Source organism: Zooshikella harenae (assembly GCF_018837975.1).
In the GTDB taxonomy this organism is placed as follows: Bacteria; Pseudomonadota; Gammaproteobacteria; order Pseudomonadales; family Zooshikellaceae; genus Zooshikella; species Zooshikella harenae.
The window spans coordinates 1-18,993 of the sequence record NZ_JAGSOY010000080.1 but is presented as its reverse complement, the minus strand read 5'-3'; the positions used below and the strand labels follow the sequence as shown (position 1 = coordinate 18,993).

General features: G+C 39.9%; 13 protein-coding genes. 4 read left to right on the top strand and 9 right to left on the bottom strand.

Going from position 1 to position 18,993, the window contains the following annotated elements; genetic code table 11:
• Positions 1-125 precede the first annotated feature (125 nt).
• Together KCG35_RS20555 and KCG35_RS20550 are read right to left on the bottom strand one after the other, a co-directional pair.
• Positions 126-1,733 (bottom strand): S-ribosylhomocysteine lyase, encoded by a 1,608-nt coding sequence (locus tag KCG35_RS20555; protein WP_215821740.1) that lies wholly within the window; start codon positions 1,731-1,733, stop codon positions 126-128.
• A gap of 682 nt (positions 1,734-2,415) precedes the next feature.
• Entirely contained in the window at positions 2,416-2,988 is a 573-nt protein-coding gene (locus tag KCG35_RS20550) for a hypothetical protein (protein WP_215821739.1), read from the bottom strand.
• A 211-nt stretch (positions 2,989-3,199) separates the two neighbouring features.
• On the opposite strand from KCG35_RS20550, the gene KCG35_RS20545 reads away from it, so the two are divergent.
• Positions 3,200-4,096: a DUF1194 domain-containing protein gene (locus KCG35_RS20545; RefSeq protein ID WP_215821738.1), complete on the top strand. Its 897-nt coding sequence runs from the start codon at positions 3,200-3,202 to the stop codon at positions 4,094-4,096.
• A gap of 89 nt (positions 4,097-4,185) precedes the next feature.
• On the opposite strand, the gene hemE is transcribed toward KCG35_RS20545, so the two are convergent.
• Positions 4,186-5,256 (bottom strand): uroporphyrinogen decarboxylase, encoded by a 1,071-nt coding sequence (hemE, locus tag KCG35_RS20540; RefSeq protein ID WP_215821737.1) that lies wholly within the window; start codon positions 5,254-5,256, stop codon positions 4,186-4,188.
• 137 nt (positions 5,257-5,393) lie between these two features.
• On the opposite strand from hemE, the gene KCG35_RS20535 reads away from it, so the two are divergent.
• Positions 5,394-6,137 (top strand): sporulation protein, encoded by a 744-nt coding sequence (locus KCG35_RS20535; RefSeq protein ID WP_215821736.1) that lies wholly within the window; start codon positions 5,394-5,396, stop codon positions 6,135-6,137.
• Between the two features lie 69 nt (positions 6,138-6,206).
• Here the strand turns inward: KCG35_RS20535 and KCG35_RS20530 are convergent, their stop codons facing one another.
• The 4 genes from KCG35_RS20530 to aroB all read right to left on the bottom strand — a co-directional run bounded on the left by KCG35_RS20530 (position 6,207) and on the right by aroB (position 15,525).
• On the bottom strand, positions 6,207-7,625 hold the full coding sequence (locus tag KCG35_RS20530) for a glutamate synthase small subunit GltD family protein (RefSeq protein WP_215821735.1): 1,419 nt from the start codon (positions 7,623-7,625) through the stop codon (positions 6,207-6,209).
• Positions 7,626-7,645: 20 nt separating this feature from the next.
• Entirely contained in the window at positions 7,646-12,094 is a 4,449-nt protein-coding gene (gene gltB / locus KCG35_RS20525) for a glutamate synthase large subunit (protein WP_215821734.1), read from the bottom strand.
• Between the two features lie 284 nt (positions 12,095-12,378).
• Positions 12,379-14,157 carry an AAA family ATPase gene (locus KCG35_RS20520; RefSeq protein WP_215821733.1) on the bottom strand — a complete coding sequence of 593 codons (1,779 nt, stop codon included), beginning with the start codon at positions 14,155-14,157 and terminating at the stop codon, positions 12,379-12,381.
• A gap of 294 nt (positions 14,158-14,451) precedes the next feature.
• Positions 14,452-15,525 carry a 3-dehydroquinate synthase gene (aroB, locus tag KCG35_RS20515; RefSeq protein ID WP_215821732.1) on the bottom strand — a complete coding sequence of 358 codons (1,074 nt, stop codon included), beginning with the start codon at positions 15,523-15,525 and terminating at the stop codon, positions 14,452-14,454.
• A gap of 654 nt (positions 15,526-16,179) precedes the next feature.
• On the opposite strand from aroB, the gene KCG35_RS20510 reads away from it, so the two are divergent.
• Positions 16,180-16,581 carry a hypothetical protein gene (locus KCG35_RS20510; protein WP_215821731.1) on the top strand — a complete coding sequence of 134 codons (402 nt, stop codon included), beginning with the start codon at positions 16,180-16,182 and terminating at the stop codon, positions 16,579-16,581.
• Between the two features lie 30 nt (positions 16,582-16,611).
• Here the strand turns inward: KCG35_RS20510 and KCG35_RS20505 are convergent, their stop codons facing one another.
• Together KCG35_RS20505 and KCG35_RS20500 are read right to left on the bottom strand one after the other, a co-directional pair.
• Positions 16,612-17,382 carry a substrate-binding periplasmic protein gene (locus KCG35_RS20505; protein ID WP_215821730.1) on the bottom strand — a complete coding sequence of 257 codons (771 nt, stop codon included), beginning with the start codon at positions 17,380-17,382 and terminating at the stop codon, positions 16,612-16,614.
• Between the two features lie 230 nt (positions 17,383-17,612).
• On the bottom strand, positions 17,613-18,311 hold the full coding sequence (locus tag KCG35_RS20500; protein ID WP_215821729.1) for a DUF3592 domain-containing protein: 699 nt from the start codon (positions 18,309-18,311) through the stop codon (positions 17,613-17,615).
• 355 nt (positions 18,312-18,666) lie between these two features.
• On the opposite strand from KCG35_RS20500, the gene KCG35_RS20495 reads away from it, so the two are divergent.
• Positions 18,667-18,993: SDR family NAD(P)-dependent oxidoreductase (locus KCG35_RS20495; protein WP_215821728.1), on the top strand; the 327-nt coding region annotated here is incomplete at its 3' end.

The window sequence follows — 18,993 nt, the reverse complement described above, 5'->3', positions numbered from 1 at the left end:
AAACAGTTTTTTGATGTTTTATCTCGACCAGTTAATAGCAAGTCATTATCAACAGAGAGTATGTTATCTTCAATATATAAGCTATAATCTATATCAAAATTTGAAGAAACGTTAAAATCAACCATTTATATCACCTCACTAAGCTCATGTTTTTTGTTAAGTACTTCCTTCGCTAGAGCCTGTAGTTGATTCAAACAGTGATACTCAAACTGTCCACACTGTTGGTCAGACTGGTAAGGAACTTGTTCTAAATGAATAATGCTTTCTAGGATTTCTTCGACATTTTTAATAATATCATTTGAGTTCAACTCGTTAATCAGCACCAAGTAAAACCCTGTCTGACATCCCATAGGTGCTAAACAACTAAATTTGTTTTTATATATTTTTTTGAAAAAATAGAGTAATGCATGTTCCATTGAGTGCATTACGATAGGGTCAATGTATTCATTGTTATTTGGTTGTCGAAAGCGTAGATCATACATGCAAGTATAATCACCATTTATTCCTTGATTTGCAGATGCTAATCGTACATAAGGTGCCTTGAGTATTCTATGATCTAACTCTCCAATATAGCTTGCTCTTTCTAAATATATTTTATTAATCATATTAGAAAGATATTTGAAGCTATCTGGAAGCACACTAACCCATTCATCTGCATGATTATATAACTCTACAGTCACATAACCATTATACTTACAGGTTAATATCTCCATAACTTTTACGAAGTCTATCTCACCATTACCTGGAAATTCATGGTAGTGAACTTTACCCTGAATTGTATTGCAAATGGGGTGTTTAATGGCTCCTGATTGTCGTAAGTTATTAAGTACAGGTAGTGCCTTATCTAAAATATCAAAACTAACTTGCTCAACAGAATCAATATATGCCTTATTCTCACGAATGATCGACTTTTTTATTTCTTGTTCTTGATCAAACTGAAGAGCTTTGACTTCACCATCTTGGACATGATAAAACAAATCCTCATTTTGGATATAGAATAGATATCCATCTACATTTTCTTCTTTAGAATCAACTATATCTTCAAATGTGCTTGCAATTTTAAACCTTAAATTATAGCCATCTTTAATGTCTGCAAGATGCATATAAGCAACTTCGGGTGCAACCCTGTCAATGACCTCTAAGTAATTATCTTCAGTACAATAAGTATGACATAAATCCAAATGTAGTTTAAATTTTTCATGCCCAACCAGTTTAATTAAATTAAACGCTTCTTCAACAGTTTCTATATACATCCCTGGCTCAGGCTCTATAACAAGGAATATATTATCTTCCTCGTTAATTTCATCAAGAATCTCTCGAATACTTGTTACTAGGATAGAGTTTACTTCGTCATTAGTATAGCCTTTATGTGTTTCTCTTAAATAACCACTTTGAAAGCTAACACAAGGAACCCCAAGAACTTTTGCTACTCTAATCCCTTGTTTTACTACCTCAATACGCTCATTTCGATCAATTTTATCAACTGAAATGACTGATGGCTCATGAGGGATATCTGACAAAAAAAATGTAGTGGCAGTTGATATTGCAACCGGATTTGAGTTTTGAAGATCTTTTTTCAGTTCTGCTAATTGTTTGTCACTAAGCTTAAAAGGGTTAAATTGATCTCTGCTAAAACATAATTCAACCCCAGAATATCCTGCTTTTGAAATTGCAAGACATGATTCCACAAGGCTACTCGTTTTAATACTATTCGTACTATAACTTAACTTCATTTCTATACCTAAACTAAAACTTACTTCTTATGAGTGACAAGCTGAGTCTTACTATTAAAAATCAATTTAATTGAAATAGTGTTTTTTGAAATCATCAACTAAAATTGCAAAGCAGCATACCCCGCCACTATGTGATAAAAAGAGGTATCACAAATCACTTTTGATAATGTCAATTATGAATTCGACCTCTAACGACAACCTTTCCAACCCAAATCAATTCGAATATTATTGTTGTATTTATATAAAAATTAACATGAAAGGTAAATTAGACTTTAGTATATACTCTATTTGTTAATGCTTATTATTTTGTTTATACCTCATAGGCTATTATCCTAATCAAATACAGAAGTTTTATATGGCTTGATCTTATCTTAATAATATATAACCAAGTACTTATGAAACACGTCTTAGCACTATAGAACCAACAATCATTAACTTCTGGTATATGCTATAGGATTTACAAGTATTATATTATTTTTGTTAGGTTTATTGACATTCACCCATTCTTATCCCTATCTTAGAATGAGCATCAGATATTATTTTCTGCATTTATAGTGCGAAATTTTCAAATAATGAGAAAGTTAAAGAAAAATAGCAACTAACCTACCTATATAGTATAACTTTATTAATTACTATATAGGTAAAAGCTAGTACTCAGTAGAATGGTTTACCAAAAAGCAGTTTATTGCGTACGCTCTAAGTGAACTGTTGTCGCAGGGGGAATTGAAGCTCTTACACTCACATCAGCCACATGGTAATTTGAAAGGTTCATACCATAAGCATGATGGAGTGAACGTAAAATATAAACAAGTAACGGTTTATCTTGATAGTGTTCTAACAGTTTATTTAATTCTTCGTCAGATAAACGTTTCACCTGTTTAAATTTTGCTGTAACCACAGGCACAATACTCAGGCTCACATAAAGATCGTTTACTTTGAATCCTGCGTCTTCAATTACTTTCATATTATCATCGATAATACCAAGCACTTCTTTCACTTTTTCAGTTTTAAATTCTCGGTACTCACCCAGTTTTTGCTTGGTATATTCAAGTCCTTCTGAAGCTTTCTTTTCTAACTCACCAGACACATTCTCTGCCGAACTTTTCATTGTTTGCCAAAAACTACCTGGTATTTCTGCATCAACATCTCCAGCTTGTGCGTCAACATTATTTTCTTGAGCAACAGCATACTCAATACTACAAAATAACAATGCTGCTTGTAGCAAAGTAGCTTTTTTTTCGAATGAATACTTCATTATTTAAATCTCTTAAGCACTCAACTAAGTCTAATTATCTTTACTGTATTTTAACTTTGCAATGCTCACCATAATACTGAATACAGTTGTTGTCTAAACAATTTACATATAATTACTTCATAAAAATGTAACCAAATGTTTTTTAACAGTTTTTTACAGTAGGAATAATTTTTGCGGTAAAGCTTCTGTCATTTTTTATCGAGGAAATATCATGCGATTTCTTAAATCAAGCATAATGGCAGCAGCCCTCTTACCTTTCTCCTGGCTCAATAGCGCTCATGCAGTACCTGTAGATACTGAACTATCACTTGTTATCGATATATCAAGTAGTATTGATGCCAGTGAATTTATTTTACAGCGTGATGGATATGCTAATGCATTTCGTGATGCCAGTGTTCAAGCTGCAATCAGCTCACTCACTAACGGTATTGCTGTAGCTGCATTTCCTTTTGCGTTAACAGGTGTTCAAGCAACACCTTGGTTTCACCTGCAAAATGCAACAGATGCAGAGGCATTTGCAACTGCAATTGATGCAATCCCCGATGAAGAGGTAGTGGGTACCAATATAGCCAGTGGTGTTGATGTTGCACTTGCATCGATGCTTGGCAATGGCTTTGAAGGTACAAAGCTGGTTATAGATGTTTCCACCGATGGTGTACAAAACGTTTTTCGGCCTGGTTTACCTTGCCCCATTAGTGATCCACCCACGGCACTTGAAGTAGAAGCCTGTCTAGCCGCTTTTGATGATGCTATTCATGGTGCACGGGATGATGCCGCTGCTGCAGGCGCATTTATTAATGCATTGGCGATTTTTGACCCCGATTCTGCAGCTGAATATTTGGCTGAACTTGAAGCATTGTTAGGTGGATTACCTCCAGATTTTCCAACTACGTTAGAAGAGTATCTTACAGAAGACCTGATTACCGGCCCTGATGCTTTTGTGTTATCTACTCAATTTGATGATAATTTTACAGACTTTGTTGTGAGTAAAATTCTGGCAGAAATTGCACCAGAAGAACCACCCACACCTACACCAGAGCCATCTACCCTGCTTATGCTATTAACAGCAATTGCAGGGTTGTCACTACGTAATCAACAAAAAAATTAACTTAAAATTAAACAGCAAGTAATTCTCACATAACTGGAAAACAATAAAGTATTCGATGCAAGGAAGCATCATTAAAATTAAATTTTCTACTATTTACTTGAATGATATTTATCTGAAAGCTCGTGGACTGCGTCGACAAACACATTCACTCGATCAGGTTCTACAAACTGATGTATACCATGCCCCAAATTAAATACATGGCCGGTACCACTACCAAAATCAGCTAAAATAGACGCAACTTCCTGTCTAATTCTTTCTGGTTCTGCGTAAAGCACACTCGGGTCCATATTACCTTGCAAAGCCACACGATCGCCAATTCGTTTCCTGGCTTGTCCAATATTTATTGTCCAATCCAAACCAACACAGTCAGCACCGCTATTTGCAATTCGCTCTAACCAAAGACCACCATTTTTAGTAAACACAATTGCCGGCACCCGTCGACCATCATGCTCTTTGAGCAATCCTGAAATTATCTTATTCATGTAGCTTAATGAAAACTCATCATAAGCCGCATCGCTTAATACACCACCCCAAGTATCAAATATCTGAACAGCTTGTGCACCTGCTAAAATCTGCGCATTTAAATAATCGGTGACGGCATTTGCCAGTTTATCCAATAAAAGGTGCATAACCTCAGGCTGTGTATAAAGCATTGCTTTGATATGGCGAAAATCTTTGGTACTTCCCCCTTCAACCATATATGTCGCTAACGTCCAAGGACTACCAGAAAAACCAATTAGGGGAACACGTCCATTTAATGCTGTACGAATCGTTTTCACAGCATCAAGTACATACGACAAATCTGACTCAGTCTTGATTTCAGGTAATGCTTCAACGGCAGCGGCTGTTTGTACGGGTTTTCTAAATTTAGGTCCTTCACCTTGCTCGAAGTAAAGGCCTAGTCCCATCGCATCAGGGATCGTTAAAATATCAGAAAATAAAATAGCAGCATCAAGTTGATAACGCTCTAACGGCTGCAATGTCACCTCACATGCCAGCTCAGGATTTTGACAAAGCGCCATAAAGTCACCCGCTTGGCTGCGAGTTGCCCGATATTCAGGTAAATAACGTCCGGCTTGCCGCATTAACCACACAGGTGTACGGTCAACAGGCTCTTTTAACAACGCACGAAGAAATCGATCATTTTTCAGTTCAGCCATAGTTTTTATTACCTTGTATCACAGCTCATCGGTAAGATTCTGGGAGGCAAGTTTACACCAAAGCGATTGCCGAGACAGCAAGCAGCCCCTTTGATATAGTTTGAGTCTTGTCTTCGTTGTAGGTAGATACGATAGGTATGTTTAAAAAGATTCTTGCCTCGATTGGTATTGGTAGTGCTACCGTAGACACACGCCTTACTCAGTCAGTCTATGAACCAGGAGAAGCTATCACTGGTGAAGTATACATTGTGGGAGGTGACACAGAACAACACATTGCAGGACTGGAACACGCCCTTGTTGCCTTAGCAGAAGCAGAAACAGATGAAGGGGAATATATAACACACTACATTATTCAGTCCTGGAAAATGGCCGAAAGCTTTATCATTCAAGCGGGTGAAGAAAAAATCATTCCATTCACCTATCAGCTGCATTATGAAACGCCTGTGACCCAGCTCAACTGTCCGACGGAAACTTGTAAAGTATGGATACAAACAGGCTTAAATATAGACTTAGCACTTGATCCCTCTGATCGAGACTATATCGACATAGCCCCTACCAACGTGATGTCTACCTTTTTAGATGCAATGACAGAATGTGGATTAATATTAAGTTATGCCAATGTAGCAAAAGGCTTTGTTAAATCTCCCTCCTTTACATCAACGAGTGGATGCTATCAAGAACTGGATTTCACCCCTAAAGACTCAGGCTTATTTAATTTTAAGGAAGTAGAAGTTTCATTTGTACCTGAAAACAACTGTACACATGTCATGCTTGAAATAGACCGTCACCATAAAGGCGCATTATCCGCTTTTACCCTGCAGCATGATACGCTTGATAAAGGCCAGGTTATTGCGCAAATCAAACGTGTTCTTGAAGTTTAATCAGTGATAAAAAAACGGGCTTAAGCCCGTTTTTAGAATTGTATAAACTTATTTTAAACGCCATGAACATTAAACATCCAAGTAATCCATAATGCCTTCCGCCGCTTGACGTCCTTCCCAAATAGCCGTCACTACCAAGTCAGAGCCTCGCACCATGTCTCCACCAGCAAATACTTTTGGATTAGCTGTCTGGAAAGGATATTCACTTTTTTCCTGAGCAAGCACCCGACCAGAACCATCTGTTTCAATGCCTAAGTCAGTAAACCAAGGGGCAGGGCTAGGACGAAAACCAAAGGCAATAATCACTGCATCAGCAGGCACGACTTCTTCACTACCAGGAACAGTCTCTGGAACACGGCGACCATTCTCATCTGGCTCACCTAAACGCGTTGTTACAAACTTAACACCTTCAACCTGGTCTTCACCTACAATCGCCACAGGTTGGCGATTAAATAAAAACTGGACACCTTCTTCTTTAGCATTAGCAACTTCGCGACGAGAGCCTGGCATGTTTTCTTCATCACGACGGTAAGCACATACCACAGATTTAGCGCCTTGCCTGATCGCTGTTCGGTTACAGTCCATTGCCGTATCACCACCACCTAAGACCACTAGCCGCTGATCACGCATATCAATAAAGTTTGTGTTATCCGTGTTCAGCCCCATGCAACGCTTAGTATTTGAAACAAGATAAGGCAGCGCTTCATAAACGCCCAGCAAGTCTTCACCTGGAAAACCGCCTTTCATGTAGGTGTAGGTTCCCATCCCAAGAAACACGGCATCATAATCCTGAATGAGTGTGTCTATGGTTATGTCTTTACCCACCTCAGTATTTAAGTGGAACTCCACCCCCATTTGACTAAAAACTTCACGGCGACGCTTAATCACTTCTTTTTCAAGCTTAAACTCAGGAATACCAAAGGTCAGTAAGCCCCCAATTTCTGGGTTACGATCAAAAACAACAGGGGTTACCCCATTACGAATCAGTACATCAGCACAAGCCAATCCTGCTGGACCAGCCCCAATAACGGCCACTTTTTTATCTGTCATAACAACATGGGACAAATCGGGTCGCCAACCCATAGCAAACGCAGTGTCAGTAATATATTTTTCCACAGAGCCAATCGTTACTGCACCAAACCCATCATTTAAAGTACAAGCCCCTTCACAAAGACGGTCCTGTGGACACACTCGGCCACAAACCTCGGGTAAAGAGTTAGTTTGATGTGACAGCTCAACAGCCTCTAGAATATTGCCCTCAGCCACAAGTTTCAGCCAGTTGGGGATATAGTTATGAACTGGACATTTCCATTCACAATAGGGATTGCCACACTCCAAACAACGGTGACTTTGCTCAGCGGTTTGCTTTGGCGTAAAAGGATCGTAGATCTCAACAAACTGCGCTTTGCGAACATCAATATCCTTTTTCCGTGGATCTACCCGGCCAACATCGATAAATTGAAAATTATTCTGTAAACGTTCAACCATGATTACACCTCATTCATCGACTACTCAGGGCGGGTACGAATGCTAGCTAACAGCATGTTTAGACTGGCTGCTTTAGGTTTGACTAACCAGAACTTGCCAATATAGTCATACATTTCCTCTAACAGGTGAGCACCCCAAGCACTTCCGGTCTCCGTGACATATTCTTCAATAATACTGTGTAGATAGGTCTGATACTGCTCCATTGTCTCTGTGTCTATCCGTTGAATTTCTACCAGCTCATGGTTGTAGCAGTCTACAAAGTGCCGATCCTGATCCAGTACAAAAGCAAAACCACCGGTCATGCCAGCACCAAAGTTGTGGCCTGTATTACCTAAAACCGTAACCACACCACCCGTCATATATTCACAACAGTGATCTCCAGTACCTTCTACCACGATGTGAGCACCAGAGTTACGAACCCCTAAGCGTTCTCCAGCCGTACCAGAGGCAAATAACTTGCCTCCAGTAGCACCATAACAACAGGTATTACCAATAATGGCTGTCTGTTGCGACTCAAACTGACTATTGCTTGGTGGAGCAATAACTAATTTACCGCCCGTCATGCCTTTACCCACATAGTCATTGGCATCACCTTCCAGATACATATTCAGGCCACCGGCATTCCAAACACCAAAACTCTGGCCTGCAGAACCTTTCAAGTACACATTAACGGGGCTATCAGTCATGCCCTGATTACCGTAACGCTTGGCAATCTCCCCAGAAAGACGAGCACCAATCGAACGATCACAGTTACCGACTTGATAATGAAAGTCACCACCTTGACGACTCTCAATTACAGGCAGGATATCTTTAACCATTTGCTCTGCCAGCTGCCCCTTATCAAAAGGAATATTACGAGCACTCTGACAAATTTGCGGCTTATCAGCGGGTATATGTTGCTGTTCAACCAAAGGCGATAAATCCAGGCGCTGCTGTTTTTCAGTATCGCCAGGTAAACGTTTTAATAAATCAGTACGCCCAATTAAATCCTCTAAGCGCGATACGCCAAGTTTTGACAGCCACTCTCTTACCTCTGTCGCTACAAAAGTAAAGAAATTCATGATCATCTCGACTGTACCTGTAAAGTACTGGTCACGTAGCTGCTGGTTTTGGGTTGCTACACCTGTCGCACAGTTATTTAAATGGCAAATCCGCAGATATTTACAACCCATTGCTACCATTGGTGTAGTACCGAAGCCAAAACTTTCAGCCCCTAAAATGGCTGCTTTAATCACATCAAGACCGGTTTTTAGTCCACCATCTGTCTGTAAACGAACTTTGCCTCGCAAATCATTTAAACGCAGCGCCTGATGAGCTTCGCTTAATCCCAACTCCCATGGCGAGCCAGCATAGCGAATCGAAGTGAGTGGGCTAGCAGCTGTACCACCGTCATAACCAGAAATGGTAATTAAATCAGCATAAGCCTTCGCCACCCCTGCTGCGATAGTCCCCACACCAGGCTCAGACACAAGTTTCACCGAAACCAAAGCCTCAGGATTCACCTGTTTAAGGTCAAAAATCAGCTGAGCTAAATCCTCAATGGAATAGATATCATGGTGAGGTGGTGGCGAAATTAATGTGACACCAGGTACCGAATAGCGTAACCGTGCAATCAGCTGATTTACTTTGCTACCAGGTAGCTGCCCGCCTTCTCCAGGCTTGGCCCCTTGCGCGACCTTTATTTGCAGCACTTCTGCATTCACCAGGTAATGTGGTGTGACACCAAAACGTCCAGAAGCAATTTGCTTAATTTTGGAAACCTTGTTCGTGCCAAAGCGAACAGGATCTTCACCCCCTTCACCCGAGTTTGAACGCGCTCCCAATCGGTTCATTGCTTCAGCAAGAGCTTCATGGGCTTCTGGTGATAAGGCACCCAGCGACATGGCAGCACTATCAAAGCGCTTAACGATTTCACTGATAGGTTCAACCTGGTCAACAGCAATGCCTTGTTCTGATAATTGCAAACTAAATAGGTCTCTCAGTGTTGCTACTGAACGTTTATTTACCTGTTCAGCATACTGTTGATAGTCTTCATAGCGACCACTGCGTACTGCGGTTTGCAACGTTTGAATCACATCGGGATTAAAGCAGTGATACTCGCTGTTATGCACATACTTTAATAAACCACCTTGTTGGATAGTCTGACTCATCCGCCAAGCTTGTTTTGCCAGTAGCGATTGCTCATGTTGAAAGTCGTTAAAACGCGCCCCAGCAATACGACTAGCAACGCCTTTAAAGCACATATCAACCACTTCATCGCTTAAACCAATCGCTTCGAAAAGCTGGGCACCACGGTATGAAGCAATGGTGGAAATACCCATCTTAGACATAATCTTCAACAGGCCTTTTTTAATACCTCTGCGGAAGTTTTTATTCGCTTCAATAGGATCAATCATCACTTCTTGGGTTTGAATCAAATCCCAAATTACTTCGTAGCTTAGATAGGGGTAGACAGCTGTAGCACCAAATCCCAGTAACACCGCAAAGTGATGAGCATCACGAGCTGTCCCCGTTTCCACCAGAATATTGGCACTGGTACGGAGGCCAGTATCAATCAAACGATGATGTACTGCGCCTGTCGCCATTGCAGCATGAATGGGTAATTTACCTTTTTCGATATCTCTATCGGTCAAGTAAACCACCACACTTCCTGCTCTTACTGCGGCTTCAGCTTCATCACAAATGCGAGTAACCGCCTGAGCTAAATCCTCAGACGCATCATAATTTAAGTTAATTTTGACAACACCCAGCCCATGCCCATCGTCTTTTGTTAAATTTAAGAACTTGGCAGGGGATAAAATGGGTGAACTCAAAATAACCCGTGCAGCATGCAGTGGTGTTTGTTCAAAAGGATTTTTTTCAGCACCTAAACAGGTTTCCAGTGACATCACGATTGATTCCCGCAAAGGATCAATCGGAGGATTAGTCACCTGAGCAAACTGCTGGCGGAAGTAATCATATAGAGGGCGAACTCGCTGAGAGAGTACCGCCATTGGCGTATCATCACCCATCGAGCCAACAGCTTCTTGCGCGTTTTCAGCTAATGGACGCAGTATCTGATCACGCTCTTCAAACGTAATCTGGTACATTTTCATATGAGACTTCAACGCTTCTTTGTCAAAGTGGTCAATTCGATATGTGTGCTCAATGTATTTCGACTGAATACGATGAGCATGTTGCTTTAACCACTTTTTATAAGGCTGCTTTGTCTTTAGGTAACCATCAATATCATGTGCGGTGTAAATATCATGGGTTTCAGTATCAATGGCTAACATTTCACCAGGTCCAACCCGGCCTTTTGCAACGACATCTTCTGGCTGATAGGACCAAACACCTACCTCTGAAGATACAGTAATGTAGCCATTCTTAGTCATCACCCAACGCGAAGGCCGCAACCCATTCCGGTCTAACGCACAAATGGCACGAACCCCATCTGTTATTACCAACCCAGCAGGCCCATCCCAAGGTTCCATATGCATGGAGTTATATTCATAGAACGCCCGTAAATCAGGGTCCATAGTATCGACATTCTGCCAGGCTGGTGGCACCAGCATCCGAATAGCACGATAGATATCTACACCACCTGTTACCAGTACTTCCAGCATATTGTCCAAACTGGAAGAATCTGATCCTGTCCGGTTAACTAATGGTTTAACCGTTTCAACTTCAGGTAACAGCTCACACTTAAATTTGCTGGTTCGAGCCTCAGCCCAGTTCCGGTTGCCTGTAATGGTATTGATTTCACCATTGTGTGCCAGGAAGCGGAATGGTTGAGCCAAGTGCCAACGCGGCATGGTGTTGGTAGAAAAACGCTGATGGAAAACACAAATCGCGGTTTCAAACCGGGGATCACCCAAATCTGGATAAAACTTGGGTAAATCAACAGGCATCATCAAGCCCTTATAAGTTACGACGGTATGAGACAAGCTACAGATATAAAACTCATCATCATCCGTTACACTTAAGCGAGCTCGACGTCTTGCCATAAATAGTTTGGCAGCAAACTGTTCTTCAGTAAGGGATTCGGGACAGTTTACAAAAACTTGTTCAAACTGAGGCATTTGATCCAGGGCAATAGGACCTAGACACTCTGGATTGGTAGGTACTTTACGCCAGCCAACCACCTCTAATTCTTGATCGGCTAATTGGTCATTCAGTGCTTGTCGAGCAATTTTTGCTTTTGACTCGTCAGCATTTAAAAAGACCATACCCACAGCATAGTGGGTAGACAATTGCGCTTGAAATGACTCCTGGGCAATAGTTCGTAAAAAGCTGTCTGGCTTTTGAATCAATAATCCACAGCCATCGCCTGTTTTACCATCAGCAGCGATACCGCCACGATGGGTCATGCATGTTAACGCCTGAATGGCGGTTTGCAGTAAGTGGTGGCTCTTCTGCCCTTCTTTATGGGCAATCAGGCCGAAGCCACAGTTATCCTTGAACTGCTCAGGATGGTAAAGAACTCGCATAAGGTACACTCTCAACGAGGAATTTCTTCAAAAAAAACAGTATGTTAGCGGCTTTAGCTTTAATTGTAATTGATCACTGCCAACAAAAAGGGGGAAATAGTTTACCCGTCATGTCACATAGACACAAATTTATGTCTCTACCATATAATAAAGGACAAACTAAAGCACGACACTGATTGTAATTTTACGTGAGTATGACTTCCTGCTCACCAATTATAATCAGCTATTAGTGAAGACTAGTGAATAGTAAAAGCTAATACCAATGTGCGATAGCAGGCAGGCCATCAGTTATATTTACGAATCTCTTGTTGGATATTTTGTAAACTGCGGGGCCAAGGGTTCTGTTGCTGTAATGCATTTGGTAGCTTCTTGATAGCAGCTGTCGCCAAAGCATGAGTTGAGTAACGGCCATAAGAAACCACATACCAAGGCTGTCCATTATGGCGGGTTTTGAAATACTTCAGTTGTGGATTATTTTTGTGTCTCTGGACGAATGTGCGCGCTGCGGACTCTGAACTCGTCCCCAAAACTTGTAGTACATAGTACTTCCTTGATTGTGCTAAAAACCAAGAACCATCTCCTGAATACCTTTTAGTTGCAGCCTGCTTGGTGGGTGTTTTTCGGGGGGGACTAGGCTTTACTTTTTTTGTTTCAGCTTTTTTTACTGACTTTGTGTCTGCTACAGGTATTTTCTCCGTTTTTACTTCCTTTGCTTTGGTTTGATCCTTTGCTTTAGTTTGAATGTTAGACGAAGCTGACGCTTTTACCTCAGGTGAACTGTCTTGATTACGGACAACTGTGCCTGCGAGTTTATCTTTGCCATTATTCAGAGATGCAACTTTCTCATCTGTCGATAATTCTGCTTTAGTAGGAGACTGCTCCTCATTAGACTGAGTATTGCTTTTAGCTTGACTATCCTTAAGTGAGTTCTGTGGTGATGCAACTGTTTTAGAAGACTCATTCTCTTGTACCGCTACAGTTGGCAGCTCAATATCCATGACGGTTGTCGGTGTGTCTTCATTCCCCCCTGAAGCTTCAGTAGGAGGCTTAGCTGATGAGTCCCATTGCGGAATATCAACAGCAGGTTTAACAGTATCATCCATTATCACTACAGCCGCTTTTTCATCAGATGCAGGATCATCAACGGACAATAACTGTTGTGTAATTACAAGAACTAACAGCAGTAAAGCAACTACTGAAGCTGCAATGAGATGCTTGGAAGGGATACCATATTTATTACTATCTTGTTGTGTACTCATACTGCCAAACAGCACCTCATGTGCATAAAAATTTACTTTACTAAAATCACCACCAGATAAGTTATAAATTTTGTCCAAATCTTCACTATTAAGTTCAAATAGGTTGTTTAACCCTGTACTTTCTAAACAGTGGTTCACATATTTTTTAATATCTTCTCTACCAAGGTCATCAAGCTGAATCTCATGTAACAAATCTTGATTTTTAAGATTAGGATGTGGTTGTAGTGTTTTTTGTAACTGAGGCAGTGAGAATAATACAATGTGAACGGAGTAGTTTTCCGATTCAGCAACTGAAGCCCACGATACTAATAATGAAACCAGTTGAGGATCTAATTTATGAGCATTATCAATCAATAAAATTAGTTTTTGTGGTCGCGTTAATTCAGCAAGTAAATTTTTTAATAGTGCCTCATAGTCCACACGCGTAACTGGCAAGGCTTTTTTGGGTGTGTAATGTCGTGTTATTTGATTGAGAAACTCTGTAACCCCCATCCCTACAGTACCACTAATGACGAGTGGATTATCGCTTGATATTTCATTACTGAGCACTTTACAAAGGTGTGTTTTTCCTGAACCTTCCTGCCCTGTCACCAGTAGTAATAAGTGCGTGAAGGTAAGCAAATGTTGGATTTGCTTCAACACTTCACCACGTCCTGCCCCAGAAAAAAACAGCCCCAAATCTCCTTGATCTACAAAAGGATTTCGAGCCATACCATAAATACGCAGAAAATCTTTCTTCGCAAGCTGGTCATCACTGGCTTTTATTGGGTTTGTCATTAGCCTACCATCAACAGATAACGCCATCCTTTGCCTGTCACTTATCAAACAAGTATCCCTACAATTGATAATACCCTGCACTGAGGTACAACTAATCTAAATTTATTAGTACAGTTTTCAAACAACCCACACTTACCAAAATATAGTTTTCAGTAAGCATACCCTCATAATAGACGCTAATAGCCCACTTAAATAAGCAAGGTAAAGAACTTGTTTACAATTTAGGATAAGTATTTTTTTCTAGTCGTGTCAGATCGCAATCCCTAGTATCTGACACTGATGGTTGATAATAATGCTGACAATTTCTTTTGAAAGGTCCTGTTATATACTCTTTAATGTCGCAAGCAGAGCGTCATGACTAAAGTCCGATGTCACTATAGCCTTGCCTACTGCTTCAAGAAGTACTAGGCGTAATGAACCATCAACCACTTTTTTATCCACAGCCATATATTTTAAAAAATCTTCTGGCATCATATCAGTTGGAGAAGTCACTGGTAGTTTGGCCTGCTCTAATAAGCGCCGTAAAACTTCCAGTTCACTAGCGTCTAACCACCCTAAACGTATCGACAAATCCACCGCCATGAGCATACCTACAGCAACAGCTTCACCATGAAGCCAATTGCCATAACCTTCATGAGTTTCAATCGCATGGCCAAAGGTATGTCCCAGGTTCAGAATTGCCCTTATACCACCTTCCCGCTCATCTTCAGCAACAACTTCAGCCTTTGCTAAGCAAGAACGCTTGATAGCATATCCAAGTGCCGTGTCATCACAAGCCAACAAATCTTTTGTGTGCATTTGCAGCCAAGCAAAAAATGACTGATCACAAATCAACCCATACTTAATAACTTCTGCAATACCTGCCGATAGTTCACGAGTAGGCAATGTCTTTAACACCGTTGTATCCGCTAGCACACAGCGTGGCTGATGAAATGCCCCAATCATGTTTTTGCCTAACGTGTGGTTCACTCCTGTCTTTCCACCCACAGAGGAATCAACCTGAGCCAGTAACGTGGTTGGAATTTGAATGAAATCAACACCTCGTTGATAGGTTGCAGCTGCAAAACCAACCATATCACCAATGACACCTCCACCTAATGCAATAAGTGTTGTCGTACGGTTATGTCGCTTTTCAAGTAACTGGTCAAAAATTAAATTAACGGTATCTAATGTTTTATAGACTTCTCCATCTGGCAAAACCACGGTATCTACTTGAAATGCACTAAGGGAGGCTTTCACTTTATTTAAATACAGTGGAGCGACAGTTTCATTAGTCACCAACATAACCTGTCGACCACGAATATAGGGTGATAATAAATCAGGCTGCCCTAATAAACCTGGACCAATGTGAATAGGATAACTTCGTTCACCTAACGCTACGTGTAAGGTTTGCATAGATTCATTCCACCCTGTTTCGTTACTCACTAAGCCAGCCATCTTAAAAGTGCATAATACACTTTCATAAAAAGCAACTAAAAGCCACCATCACAAATATGCCATTATAACGTCACTTTTATGTAAAATTTATCTCTTAGTCTAACGATGTAGTTGTTCTAGCTCATTACGAAAATGCCGCTTTAGCCGCTAATTCAGCGGCTTATTTCTTTCCAACTGACAAGTTTCTTAAACACTTTAGTAACTTGATTTTGTATAAAAATATTTAATATATATCTTTTTTTTGCAATGTTCTGTGATTAGGCTAAATCTATGTTGAGTACGCTCAAACATCAAGGCTAACTCTACTTGAGGTTGGTTAAGATAAGGTACTTAACACGCCTAACCCGACCAACAAAGGTAATGACATCAGTAAATGTCAACATGTTGCACATTAAATATGTATAAACATTATCTACCTTGTGGGTCAGAATTTAGGACAGAAACTGCTATTGGCTTTAGCCGCAAAATGCGGCTTTCTTTTACCTCTAATCAGGTCCCTCCCAAACTGTACAACATAGACTCGTTCCTCACCACCGAATGCAGAACTATAGCCATGCTCTGCAGATAATGAGTTATAGTTATACAATAAACAACATTTTATGGAGGGTATGAATGAGAGGCGCAGGTGGAACAAATGGAGGTATTGGACAGTTTTTAATTGGGCTTGCCATGATGTGCGCAGGTTTCTACATGTTGTTTAATGCCATTATGGTTAACTCCTCATTTAATATGGGTATGCGCCTTTATGGCCTTAACTTATTTGGAGGTCAATTTAATATTACCAGTGGCATGGTAATGGTACCCTTCATCTTCGGTATTGGTATGTTGTTCTATAATGCTAAAAATTTTATTGGCTGGCTACTTACCTTAGGATCACTCACCGCTCTTCTTTTTGGCGTTATTTCTGCAATACACTTCAGTATGCGTTCCATGACTGCTTTTGAATTAATTACTATTTTAGTACTTGCGATTGGTGGACTCGGTTTGTTTTTAAGATCATTTAAAACACAGTAAAAATACCCTTCATTCTAGGCGCATACTTCATTATTTAGAATAATAACCTTTAAGTAACATATCATAGTAATTATTATAAGCACCCTCATCAATGAGGGCCTGTAATCCCTCATTAAATAATTTAAGTATTTTTTTAGAATTCATCTTTTTTCTTGGAAAAAGCAAATGATTGGTATTACTAAATAAAGGCTTATAATTATATGTAACTACCTGCACTTGTTCTAGCGAAAAATTCTTATACAGGATAGCATACCCAGAAACAGCTGATGAAAGGAATAGGTCGACTCGACCTCTCAACAACATGTTAAAATTTATCTCATCCGAGTTATTTACAATAATATTTAGTTTCTTATCCTTTTCTGCATCCCAGAATTCTGCTGTATAGGTATACCCACGCGTTGCTCCAATTCTATATTTTTTTAGATCTTCAAAACTTTCCCATTGATCAAAGTTAGTTGTTTTCAAATGAAAAAAGACAACGTCCTCTTTTCCAATAGAATTACTATAATAAAATAGTTTTTCTCGTTCTTTTGAGGGATACCAAAGAGAAGTTGCATCATAACTTCCCTTTTTTGCTTCACTATACGTTCTTGCCCAAGGTAAATAAGTATACTCAACGAAATAACCTTCTCGGCTAAACACTTCAGAAATAATGTGATTCGCAAATCCCCCCTTCTTAGAGTCTTTGGATGCCCAAGGTGGATACTCACCTGAAACAATTTGCAGTACTTTATTCTCACTCTCTTCAGCATAAGATAAACCACCGCCAATCAGCAATATTAAAACTAACAGACTTTTCATAAACAACCATCAGCGTTTGGCCTACCCTTTATCAAGCATAGCACCAAACACTGTTTATGTTTATAGAGGGGCTAGTCCGTTACGTTTGAAGTCTTATCCACCGCCCCCAATATGCACTTCGTGAATCATTCTAAGTACTAATGAAATAGCAAGCATCACCAAAGCAAAGGGTATCCATAGCAGAAAAATACTTCTAACAATAATAATGGTCGTTATCAGAAAATTTCACATCAACTAGCTAGTTTAGGAAGGAATGAAATATCAACATGGTAATTCTTAGGTTTATCTTTTTCGATAAATACCGTTATTTCTTCTTGAGAAATATAATCAGAAGGATCAAACCAAATATTCTCACTCTTAAATAAATGTAACTCATTCGTTGCTGGTTTTTTCCACTGAGCATAAATTTGGTAAGGGTTACGACCATTTACGCTGAGCGAGCCATTAATCTCAACGCTTTGAAATACTGCTTTTATTGGGTATCCTCTCTCTAGTAAATACTTTTTCTTTTTATTTTTCAAACCACCGAAGAGAATTATTAAGAAGCCAACCAAGAAAAAAACAGCGCCCATGCCTCCTAAAATAGTTGAAAGCCCCCACAACGAGAAAAAACTATTAATTTCAGCCTTATCAGGGTATGACTCTAAGTAAAGTACTTCAACAACATCTCCTCTTGAATAGCTTGGTGGATTACTTCCTGTTGAAGATGTGAACTCAACCAAATCACCCTCTTTGGTTTTAAACTCAACAACAGGCCTATAACTAATAGAATCACTAGATCTTGAGCTAATCAAGTCAACTACAGTACCATTAGCATGGATTGCTTCAACTACAAAATCATGAGAATTTTTATACGCAAAAAATGCCCCCACAAGCATAGCAAGACCAATTATTGTGAATAAATACTTTACAACAGAAATAACTTTCACGGACTACTTCAACCAGATAAAACTTCAGTAAAAGGGGTATACAACAAATGTAGACATAACAATTACTATATCTTCATAACGAAGCTCTTTTAGGCGCAGCCATCAAACAATGAAGCCGTTCCAACTTATATTAATAAGAGACAGGGATGACAGTTAAATGCTCCTGCATAAACTGCATTCCCGGTCAAGAACGATGACAACAAACCCTAAAAATGATTCGTGAAGGGTATAATGTTTATATTATAGACAACAGACCTAGGTGAAAGTTAAAATACAGTCACAAGACAACAATTAGTAACGAAACTCCAAAATATTATTTCAGTACTTCTTGAACATTTGACCAGAGGAATACCGTTTGAATATTCTAATCACTGGCGCCGCAGGTTTCATTGGTAGCGCCATTGTTGAATTACTGCTTCAAGAAGGTCACTCAGTTAAAGCCTGCGCCAGGAATCCTCACAATTTACCACGTCACCCAAATCTAAAAGCCGCCTCAATAGACTTCTCTGCTCATCTCACAGCTGAAGACTGGCTTCAACAGATTCATGCCGTTATAAACTGTGCAGGTATTCTTACTGAACGCTATTTTGGCGAATTTTCCCAACTTCATTTTCAAAGCCCTAAAGCGCTTGCTGAAGCCTGTGTACAACAAGGCATTAAGAAATTTATTCAGCTATCAGCC

Excerpts from the sequence above, each read along its gene's own strand:
- KCG35_RS20555 (WP_215821740.1), bottom strand. The coding sequence starts at position 1,733 with ATGAAGTTAAGTTATAGTACGAATAGTATTAAAACGAGTAGCCTTGTG.
- KCG35_RS20550 (WP_215821739.1), bottom strand. The coding sequence starts at position 2,988 with ATGAAGTATTCATTCGAAAAAAAAGCTACTTTGCTACAAGCAGCATTG.
- KCG35_RS20545 (WP_215821738.1), top strand. The coding sequence starts at position 3,200 with ATGCGATTTCTTAAATCAAGCATAATGGCAGCAGCCCTCTTACCTTTC.
- hemE (WP_215821737.1), bottom strand. The coding sequence starts at position 5,256 with ATGGCTGAACTGAAAAATGATCGATTTCTTCGTGCGTTGTTAAAAGAG.
- KCG35_RS20535 (WP_215821736.1), top strand. The coding sequence starts at position 5,394 with ATGTTTAAAAAGATTCTTGCCTCGATTGGTATTGGTAGTGCTACCGTA.
- KCG35_RS20530 (WP_215821735.1), bottom strand. The coding sequence starts at position 7,625 with ATGGTTGAACGTTTACAGAATAATTTTCAATTTATCGATGTTGGCCGG.
- gltB (WP_215821734.1), bottom strand. The coding sequence starts at position 12,094 with ATGCGAGTTCTTTACCATCCTGAGCAGTTCAAGGATAACTGTGGCTTC.
- KCG35_RS20520 (WP_215821733.1), bottom strand. The coding sequence starts at position 14,157 with ATGGCGTTATCTGTTGATGGTAGGCTAATGACAAACCCAATAAAAGCC.
- aroB (WP_215821732.1), bottom strand. The coding sequence starts at position 15,525 with ATGCAAACCTTACACGTAGCGTTAGGTGAACGAAGTTATCCTATTCAC.
- KCG35_RS20510 (WP_215821731.1), top strand. The coding sequence starts at position 16,180 with ATGAGAGGCGCAGGTGGAACAAATGGAGGTATTGGACAGTTTTTAATT.
- KCG35_RS20505 (WP_215821730.1), bottom strand. The coding sequence starts at position 17,382 with ATGAAAAGTCTGTTAGTTTTAATATTGCTGATTGGCGGTGGTTTATCT.